Genomic DNA, 9,383 nt, shown 5'->3' on the forward strand with positions numbered 1-9,383 from the left:
GATTTAGTTGTTCTGTTTAGCGGTTGTTTAGGTAGCGATCGCACTTCAATTTCGCACTCAAATAATAAGCGATCGCATTCTAGTATTTTCGTGACGCAGAGCGAGGAGTTATGATCTAAAGGGAAGTTTGTATAGGCTGAATCTTATGAGTGTCAATTTTTTAACTTCTTCTGAAGGCAACTTGACTAAGTTGACCTATCCTGTATTGATTGAAGCCCAAAAACAAGGTAGCTATATGGCAAGTGTGTTGGGTTTGCCAGACTGCACTACTTTTGGTGCTACCCGCGAAGCAGCGCTAACAAATCTACGTCAGCTTTTAACAGCGCGTCTAGAAAAGGCGGAAATAGTTTCTTTGGAAATTGAATTGCCTAAACCCGAACATCCTTGGATGAAGTTTGCGGGAATGTTTAAGGACGATCCGAAATTTGATGAAATGCTGGAGGATATAAAAGCCCTTCGTCGCGAACGTGATGAGGAAATGGAAGCCTACTATCAGCAACTTGATGCCGAAAATGAGGATAAATGAGTTTGTGGGTACTTGATACAGATATTGTTTCGCTTTTTCAACAAGGACATCTACTTGTAAACCAGCGTGTTAATGCAGTCAATCCGGAAGAGATTGGTGTCACAATTATTACAGTCGAAGAACAAATGTATGGACGGCTTAATAGTATCAGGCGGGCTAACTCACCAGAGGCGTTGATATCAGCTTATGCAAGGTTGGCGGCTACCTTAAATTACTTCAGAACTGTCAACTTGCTTGATTTTGACCAAGATGCTGGCAATTGTTATGCAGAATTGGTTCGTCAACGAGTCCGGATTGGCACGCAAGATTTACGGATTGCTGCTATTGCGATTTCGAGGAATGGTATCTTGGTTACGCGCAATCGGCAGGATTTTGCACGGATTCCTAGTCTGAATTTAGAAGATTGGACAATAGATGAATTGAGTTAGGAAAGGTAGCAATCGCTATTGCTTGAGTTTAGACGCGATCGCTCTTGAATTTGAGTATGGGGATAATGGATGCGAGCGCATTTCAATTTCTTACAGAAATCAGCGGCGATTGATATTTGATTAAATTACTAATAGTGTTGTAGTTAATTTGATAGTTAGCTAGCTTATCTTTAGCCTTAGTCGCAACAAATGTACCTTGCGGAATGGTATTTAATAAGTTAATTGCCTGCTGCAATTTGGACTGAGCATTCTGCCAGTTTTCTACAGGATGTGGTGGGTTTTGAACCATAAGGGCAGCTTCCCAGGCCAATTTTTGGGCAGCTTCCAGATTTGCTGCTGCCTTCTGTTCAGTTACGAGTCTGTTACTAATAGTAGTATAGTTAGTTTGATAGGTAATAAGCTTTTCCTTAGCCTGAGTAGAAATAGAAGAATCCTCTGGAATCGCTTCTAATAACTTGACTGCTTCTTGCCATTTGACTGTTGATTGCTGCCAAACTTCTAGGGGATGAGGTGCGTTTTGAACCATATTAGCTGCTTCTATAGCTAATTTCTGGGCAGTTTCCCAATTTGCCACTGCTTGTTCTGGTTTAGGATTCGGTTTATGCTCCCCAGGATTTACAGGAATAGCTACGTTTGCTGTCACCTGCTGACTTTGCGGGAACTGAAACCAGGTTTTCCATCCTACATAACCTAAAACTGCCACAATTGATGTCGCCAATAGAATTTTTACGCGATGGCAATTTTTTGCAGGTTCTGCCTCCGTGTAACTATATTTTTTTACCTCCACAGGTATTTTTTGCGCTTGTTGCTGGAGTTCATCTTGTTGCCGACGTTTTTGTTTTTCAAGCTGTTTTAGAGATTCTTCTACCTGTCCTCTTAGTTTGTTAGCTTTGTCAACTAAAGCATCAGTTTTGTGTTTGAGAGCTTCACAATCATTAAAAATACTTGCGGCTGTTGTCACCTGATCAGCATGAGATAAGATAAGACCTTCCTCATCATCAACCCAGTCTATGGCAAAAATAGACTTTCCGAAGTAAAATACAAAAGCTTTTATGCGATCGCTAAGCTCGACATTTAGTTCTAAATTTTGTATAAGATTATCCAGTTTAGGCTGTAGCTGCCTTAACTGATCTTGGGCTGCCTTTACTTGCTGAATGTGCCGCTTCAAAGCTAATTCATCATCAAATTCTAAGTAAATTCTTAAATTTTCATCGATTTGTCTTACTTGTTCCGTTAAACTTAGCGATTTTCTTTCTTGTTTGATGATCTTTAATAATTCAGAATCACCTTCATCAAGAGTCTATAAAACAGAATTTTTTCATCCTTCAGCTTCAGGACTTACGCAACATCACCACATCTGCTACCGCAACCACAGGGGGATTGCCCCTAACTCTATATGTATAAGCTTTGCGTAAGTCCTGAGCCTTTTCGAGATGTACCAGTGCGTTGTAGTCGAGAACACCTCGATCTCTTGAAAATTAGATCGTGCGCTTACGTGCTGTCTCGACTAATGCCTGAAAGATGCGTTGCTGATAAGGATCGTGGAGAGCGAGTTCTGGATGCCACTGAAGCGCGATCGCCCAAGGATGGTGTTCGTGTTCCATCGCTTCAATTACGCCATCAGAAGCGCGTGCCGTAACCCGCCACCCAGACGGTACTGTCCGCACAGCTTGATGATGCCACGAGACTATCTGCGGCTCTGTGATGCCAATCATTGCAGCGAGGTGACTGTCGGGATCAATTTGCACGCGATGTTCGCAGAAGCGAGACTGATGGGTGCGGTGCGCGATCGCGTCCCCAAATTCATCCGGCAGATGCAGCACCAAGTTGCCACCTGTTGCGACTACCAAAATTTCTAAACCGCGACAAATACCCAAGACTGGGATATCTGTATCTAAAACCAGCTTGGCTAAGGCTAGCTCAAAGGTATCGCGCTGACGATCGACGTTATAAACGGTGGGATGGGATGAGTCGTTGTAAATAGCGGGGTCAATATCACCCCCGCCAGAGAAGATCAAACCATCAATTCTTTCTAAGATGGCTGCGGGATCGGGTTCTCCCGGTGGCAGCAACATCGGTAAGCCACCCGCTAAGCGCACTGCCTCTACATAGTCGCCTCTGATGCTAAACAGGCGCGTATCCATCTGACCAGCGGTAGTAATTCCAATGAGTGGCGGCTTAGATTTCATTTCCTGATGTTAGCAGTTGATTCAGGCGATCGCTCTGGCTCCGTAACCTCAGCATTGTGAGATTCTATCGCTGATGCTGGTAATGCGACTGGTACAAGATGTGAGTTGGATGCACAGTTGACTCAACGTTACAGCGGCGAAGCCAAGCCGGAACATCATCCCTACTGTTTGGGTTGCCAGGAAAGTTGATATTTGTGAATATTCCCTAGGGAGTAATCGAACCAGATTAAATTTAGGTTAAGGTAACATCAACAAGAGATTTTGAAATTAAGACTCAATGTCATAAAAAGATAGCCATGACCAATCCTGACCAAGTGAGCAAAAACAGCTTTCTTTCCCCTCAAAGTCGCTACTACGGCTCATTTACACCCGAACATCTCGCTTTTAATGCCAATTTGCAAGAATTTGCTCACAAAGTTGGCTACATTTCTGCTCTAGAAACCGGAGGCAAGCTTGCTCCCGAACAAGCATACGAACAAGTGAAGCGTCTCTGGAAGCAGTTGAAGCAGAGCAAGAAGGCACTCTCGATTGGTGGAGATCGACCCTCAGAAACAAGAGAGTTTTTTTGAGAGTAACATCTTAAATAAAACTGATACAAGTGGGTTGAGCAATGGAATTGCTGCACACCATTTTTGTTGTCATACCGTCGTTGAATAGTTAGATAGGAACTGATGACAAAAGTGTTAGTGATTGAAGATGAAGAAGTCATCCGTGAGAGCATCCTAGACATCCTGATTGAAGGAGAATTTATTGCCATTGGTGCTGAAAATGGTAGCATCGGAGTGCAATTGGCAAAAGAATTTCTTCCCGATCTGATTTTATGTGATGTTAGAATGCCAGAACTTGATGGGTACGAAGTTCTCAGAGCGCTTCGTTCTGACCCAATTACAGCCACAATTCCCTTCATCTTTCTCACGGCTGATACGACTCAAAACTTCTTTCGCCAAGGGCAACTCTTAGGTGCAAACGGTTATCTTACTAAACCGTTTACAACTGCCTCACTTCTAGAAGCGATCGCTACCCATCTGAGAAAATAATCCGAATTTCTCGTTCTCAGGCAGATGCTTGGGAATGCATACTTGAATTTCTTACCAAAGGAGGAGGCGGAGCATCCTTTTTTCTTGTTACCAGGTAGCAGTGAGTAAACGAGGAAAGTTTGGGATAAAAAAGCGGCTATTTCTCATTGCTTTGCGATCGCGCCTGTAGATCAACGCATACTTGTAGAGAGTGTGCAGGAAGCAACGCCGTGGAAAAAACGGAAAAACAGAAGATGCTGGCAGGTGAGCTATATCTAGCCTCTGACCCGGAACTAGCTGCTGAGAACAAGCGGGCGTGTCGTCTATTAAGAATGTACAACGCTACAACTGAGGAAGAGCTATTGCGATCGCAAATTCTCAACGACTTGTTCGCTCAGGTAGGAGTGAAGGTTCAAATTGTACCTCCTTTTCATTGCGACTACGGCAGCAATATTTACGCTGGCAACGGGTTGTACATGAATTATGGATGCATAATTCTAGACTGTAATACCGTTCATATCGGTGACAATGTCTTGTGCGGCCCTTACGTGCAAATTTACACCGCCGATCATCCAACCGATCCCGAAATCCGTCAAACTGGTCTGGAACTCGCTGCACCGATTAAGATTGGCAATAATGTCTGGATTGGAGGCGGCGCTATCATTTGTCCAGGGGTGACAATTGGCGACAACACCACAATTGGAGCTGGTAGTGTTGTTGTTAAAGATATTCCTGAAAATGTCGTGGCTGCTGGCAATCCCTGTCGCATCATTCGACCGTTAACTTAAGTTTTTCCTGAGTTTAATTAGAAAATTGTTAATAATTTAACAGTACTATGACTCCAGAAGAAAAAAGATTAAAAGAAGACCGCGATCGCCAAGCTCATTGGCGGCGATGGGGGTCTTATTTGAGCGAGCGACAGTGGGGAACGGTGAGAGAAGATTATAGTCCTGATGGCTCAGCTTGGGACTATTTTACTCACGATCAGGCTCGTTCCCGCGCTTATCGCTGGGGAGAAGATGGGATTGCCGGAATTTCGGATAACCATCAGCGACTTTGTTTTGCGATCGCGCTTTGGAATGGGGCAGATCCAATACTTAAAGAAAGGCTTTTTGGCTTAACCGGAAACGAAGGAAATCATGGGGAAGATGTCAAGGAACAATACTTCTATCTTGACAACACCCCCACCCATTCTTACATGAAATGTCTCTATAAATATCCACAACAAGCCTTTCCTTATTCCCAACTCGTTGAAGAAAATAAGTGTAGAGGTTATCAAGACCGAGAATTTGAATTACTCGATACTGGAGTGTTTGATTCCGACGCCTACTTCGATATTTTTGTCGAGTATGCCAAGAATTCACCGGAGGACATCTTAATTCAAATCAGTGCTGTCAACCGAGGAACGGAAGAGAAAACTCTGCATCTTCTGCCAACCCTCTGGTTTCGCAATACATGGTCTTGGAATAATTCTCAAGAGAAGCCTATAATTAAACAGCTCAAAAGTGACAATAATCTGAGTATTTTAGAAGCTACTGAAGCCACGCTGGGCGAACGCTGGCTTTATTGTGAGGGAAACCAAGGCGAGGAAACGCCTCCTCTATTATTGTTCACAGAAAATGAAACGAATCGGGAAAGATTATTTGGGGTAAGTAATCCCTCTCCCTACGTAAAAGATGGAATTAATAATTATATTGTAAACGGTCAAAAAGATGCTGTAAATCCTAATCAAATAGGAACTAAAGTTGCCGCAGATTATATATTAAAAATTGGTGCAGGCGAAACCAAAGTCATTCGACTACGGCTAAGTGACTTTCCCGACTTTACAGAACCATTTGGCGTTGATTTCGACACGATTTTTCAAAATCGCCAACGCGAAGCTGATGAATTTTACGAACAAGTTTCTTCTCCGTGTTCTCTAACGGAAGACAGGCGAAATGTGCAACGACAAGCTTTCGCTGGAATGTTGTGGAATAAGCAATTTTATTACTACGTTGTAGAGGAATGGTTAAAAGGTGATGCGATTAATCCGTCACCAAAGTCGCGCCAAACCATTAGAAATTATGAGTGGATTCATCTTTTCAATGATGACATTATTTCTATGCCGGACAAATGGGAATATCCTTGGTTTGCTACCTGGGATTTAGCATTTCATGTCATCCCGCTGGCAACGATCGATCCTGATTTTGCCAAGCGGCAACTCGATAGATTGACGCGGGAATGGTATATGCATCCCAACGGTCAATTGCCAGCCTATGAATGGGATTTCAGCGATGGTAATCCGCCCGTTCATGCTTGGGCAGCGTTCCGCATTTACAAGATTGAACAAAAAATGTATGGTGGCGCTGATAAGAAGTTTTTAGAGCGCGTGTTTCAAAAGTTACTGCTCAATTTTACCTGGTGGGTGAACCGCAAAGATATCGGGGGTAAAAATGTATTTCAGGGCGGTTTTTTAGGAATGGATAACATTGGTGTCTTCGACAGAAATGTGGAACTTCCTACAGGAGGAAACTTAGAACAGTCGGATGGTACAAGTTGGATGGGAATGTACTGTCTAAATATGCTAGCGATCGCGCTAGAGTTGGCACCGGAAAATTCCGCTTACGAAGATATCGCCAGCAAGTTTTTTGAACACTTCCTTTATATCGCTGATGCGATGAACTGTATGGGGGAAGCAGAGACATCTCTGTGGGATGAAGCTGATGGTTTTTACTACGATATGCTGCATTTACCCGATGGTAGCTATTTGCCACTAAAAGTGCGTTCAATGGTAGGGCTGATTCCCCTATTAGCAGTTGCTACTATCGAACCAGAAATGTTGGAGAAGCTTCCAGGTTTTAAACAACGAATGCAATGGTTTATTCAAAATCGCCCTAACCTGAAACAAAATGTCGCGTGTATGGAAACGCCAGGGGTTGGTGCTAGAAGATTACTGGCGATCGCTTATCGAGATAAACTCCGCCGGATCTTAGAGAAGATGCTCGATGAAAACGAATTCTTAAGCCCCTATGGCATTCGTTCCGTTTCAAAATTTCATGCGGACAATCCCTACATTTTCCGGGTAAATGGGGAGCAATACCGGGTAGATTACGAACCCGCAGAATCCAGCACCGGCTTATTTGGGGGGAATTCCAACTGGCGCGGTCCCATTTGGTTTCCGATTAATTATTTAATTATTGAAGCTCTCCAAAAATTTCATTACTACCTGGGTGATGATTTTCAAGTCGAATGTCCCACAGGTTCTGGTCAAATGATGAATCTCTGGGAAGTCGCCACAGAATTGTCGCAAAGGCTAATCCGAATTTTCCTTCAGGATGAATCAGGTAAACGTCCGGTTTATGGCGATTTGGAAATTTTTCAAAACAACCCCCATTGGCGCGATTTAATTCTGTTCCATGAATATTTTCAGGGCGATAACGGTGCAGGACTTGGCGCTAGCCATCAAACTGGCTGGACAGGCATCGTCGCCAAACTCATCCAGCAATGCGGCGAATACTGCGGACAAAATCAAGCTTCCAAACCCACTCAAAAATAGACTCAACGGTAAACTATCATCAGTAGCAGTGTGATTCAGCTTACCACTGCAAACTGGACGGGCAAAGTGTTGGGAATCGGGAAACTGGGTAAACCAGAATTCAAGGCTGGAGTCAAATGGTTAGCTTGGTCAGCAGGTCTAGCAGTAGCAAGCTTAGGGGGTTGGCTAGTTTATGGGTTGCTGCTAAATCGCTCCGGCGATCCGGTGGCGGTGCGTTTAGTAAAAGTAGAGCGAGGCACCGTTGAGAACACGATCAATGAAAGCGGAGTCGTTGAATTGAGCGGTCAGCAAACCCTGAAATCCCCAGCAGAAAGCGCTGTGGAGCGGGTGTTAGTGCAACTTGGCGATCGCGTTCAAGCCGGTCAAAAACTCATCGTTCTGCGCGACACCAAGCAAGAAACGAGCCTCGACGCCCAGCAGTTGGAGATTAAGAAACAGGAACTCGCTTTAGCACGCAGTCGCCAGAAAGTTGTAGAAGCCCAGGAAAAGTTAAAAACTGCCCAAAGAGAACTCCAAAATCGGATCGATCAGCAGGCGGAGATTCGGAAACAAGAACTCAGCATCAAACGCAATCAGCAGAAAATTGCCGAAGCTCAGGAAAAGCTAACTGCTGCCCAACAGGAACTCAAGCAGCTGCAAGCTTTGGCTGAAAAGGGCTTCATTCCAGCCAACGAACTCCAGGATCAGCAAGAAAACGTCCGCGATACCCAGTCTGCTCTCCGGGACGCTCAGTTAGAAGCGAGTACGAGTAGCCTGGAACTCCAGAACCTTCAGCAGCAGCGTCAAACTGACCAGCAGCAAATCTTAGACAAGGTGGCAACTGCACAAGCTGAACTGCGGCAGGCGCAATTAGAAGTGGATACTACAAGTCGGGATATCCAGGTGAAGGTGCTGGAAATCAAAAATCTTCAGCAGCAACTCCAAAACAACATCGTCACTGCACCCATTGGTGGCAAAGTTCTCAACATCATGGTCAAGAATGGGAATGGGGTCAATATAGGGGATGAGCTGTTGACTTTGGGCGATCCGACACAAGAGTTAGTGAAACTCAATCTTTCCACGCTCAATGCCGCCAAAGTGAAGAACAACCAACTTGTCCGCATTAGTGTGATTGGCCCCGATGCCAAGAAATTCACCGGACGAGTGCAAAGCTTGTATCCCCAAGCGATCGCATCTAGCAGCAGCGAGCAGGAAAGCCAATCTGGGCAAGTCACTGTGCCTGCAATCGTCAAGCTTGACCAACCCACCCGCACATTAATTCCTAGCAGCCAAGTCAGCGTCGAAATCATTTTGCAGCAGCGCCAGAACGTAGTGGTTTTGAATACGGAAGCCATACAGCGCTCTAGTCCTAAACCCTTTGTCTGGGTGCGAGACTCTCAAAGCAAGGCGCAAAAACGGGACTTATCTTTGGGGCTAGAGGGATTAACGACCGTGGAAGTAACTTCGGGCTTGCAACCGGGCGACTCAGTAGTGCTGCCCCCGCCTGATGCTTCCCTAGAGCCAGGAACGCCCGTCATTGCCCAAGATAAATTAGAAAGAAGAATCAGAAGAAATCGGTAATTGGTAATTGGTAATTGGTAATTGGTAATTGGTAATTGGTAATTGGTAATTGGTAATTGGTAATTGGTAATTGGTAATTGGTAATTGGTAATTGGTAATTGGTAATTGGTAATTGGTAATTGGTAATTG

9 protein-coding genes are annotated in these 9,383 nt (G+C 44.5%); 7 read left to right on the forward strand and 2 right to left on the reverse strand.

Going from position 1 to position 9,383, the window contains the following annotated elements; all coding sequences use genetic code 11:
* Positions 1–145 precede the first annotated feature (145 nt).
* A complete protein-coding gene (locus AC2VDX_RS14810) occupies positions 146–526 on the forward strand; it encodes a type II toxin-antitoxin system HicB family antitoxin (RefSeq protein ID WP_378182059.1) in 381 nt (126 codons plus the stop codon).
* The gene (locus AC2VDX_RS14815) at positions 523–954 is read left to right on the forward strand and encodes a type II toxin-antitoxin system VapC family toxin (protein ID WP_378182056.1); all 432 of its coding nucleotides are present in this window, start codon (positions 523–525) and stop codon (positions 952–954) included. Before AC2VDX_RS14810 ends, AC2VDX_RS14815 begins: the two co-directional genes overlap by 4 nt.
* A gap of 82 nt (positions 955–1,036) precedes the next feature.
* On the opposite strand, the gene AC2VDX_RS14820 is transcribed toward AC2VDX_RS14815, so the two are convergent.
* Positions 1,037–2,122 carry a hypothetical protein gene (locus AC2VDX_RS14820; RefSeq protein ID WP_378182053.1) on the reverse strand — a complete coding sequence of 362 codons (1,086 nt, stop codon included), beginning with the start codon at positions 2,120–2,122 and terminating at the stop codon, positions 1,037–1,039.
* 310 nt (positions 2,123–2,432) lie between these two features.
* Positions 2,433–3,143, reverse strand: coding sequence for a gamma-glutamyl-gamma-aminobutyrate hydrolase family protein (locus AC2VDX_RS14825; RefSeq protein WP_378182050.1), 711 nt, complete (start codon positions 3,141–3,143; stop codon positions 2,433–2,435).
* Positions 3,144–3,439: 296 nt separating this feature from the next.
* On the opposite strand from AC2VDX_RS14825, the gene AC2VDX_RS14830 reads away from it, so the two are divergent.
* The 5 genes from AC2VDX_RS14830 to AC2VDX_RS14850 all read left to right on the forward strand — a co-directional run bounded on the left by AC2VDX_RS14830 (position 3,440) and on the right by AC2VDX_RS14850 (position 9,254).
* Positions 3,440–3,712, forward strand: a complete 273-nt coding sequence (locus AC2VDX_RS14830) for a DUF7219 family protein (protein WP_378182047.1) — start codon at positions 3,440–3,442, stop codon at positions 3,710–3,712.
* A 102-nt stretch (positions 3,713–3,814) separates the two neighbouring features.
* Entirely contained in the window at positions 3,815–4,180 is a 366-nt protein-coding gene (locus tag AC2VDX_RS14835) for a response regulator (RefSeq protein WP_378182044.1), read from the forward strand.
* Between the two features lie 209 nt (positions 4,181–4,389).
* Complete coding sequence (locus tag AC2VDX_RS14840; RefSeq protein ID WP_378182041.1) at positions 4,390–4,947, forward strand: sugar O-acetyltransferase; 558 nt, start codon at positions 4,390–4,392, stop codon at positions 4,945–4,947.
* A 47-nt stretch (positions 4,948–4,994) separates the two neighbouring features.
* On the forward strand, positions 4,995–7,694 hold the full coding sequence (locus tag AC2VDX_RS14845) for an MGH1-like glycoside hydrolase domain-containing protein (protein WP_378182038.1): 2,700 nt from the start codon (positions 4,995–4,997) through the stop codon (positions 7,692–7,694).
* Between the two features lie 30 nt (positions 7,695–7,724).
* Positions 7,725–9,254, forward strand: a complete 1,530-nt coding sequence (locus AC2VDX_RS14850) for an efflux RND transporter periplasmic adaptor subunit (protein WP_378182035.1) — start codon at positions 7,725–7,727, stop codon at positions 9,252–9,254.
* Positions 9,255–9,383: the final 129 nt, after the last annotated feature.

This window comes from Coleofasciculus sp. H7-1 (genome assembly GCF_057473865.1).

Excerpts from the sequence above, each read along its gene's own strand:
- AC2VDX_RS14810 (WP_378182059.1), top strand. The coding sequence starts at position 146 with ATGAGTGTCAATTTTTTAACTTCTTCTGAAGGCAACTTGACTAAGTTG.
- AC2VDX_RS14815 (WP_378182056.1), top strand. The coding sequence starts at position 523 with ATGAGTTTGTGGGTACTTGATACAGATATTGTTTCGCTTTTTCAACAA.
- AC2VDX_RS14825 (WP_378182050.1), bottom strand. The coding sequence starts at position 3,143 with ATGAAATCTAAGCCGCCACTCATTGGAATTACTACCGCTGGTCAGATG.
- AC2VDX_RS14830 (WP_378182047.1), top strand. The coding sequence starts at position 3,440 with ATGACCAATCCTGACCAAGTGAGCAAAAACAGCTTTCTTTCCCCTCAA.
- AC2VDX_RS14835 (WP_378182044.1), top strand. The coding sequence starts at position 3,815 with ATGACAAAAGTGTTAGTGATTGAAGATGAAGAAGTCATCCGTGAGAGC.
- AC2VDX_RS14845 (WP_378182038.1), top strand. The coding sequence starts at position 4,995 with ATGACTCCAGAAGAAAAAAGATTAAAAGAAGACCGCGATCGCCAAGCT.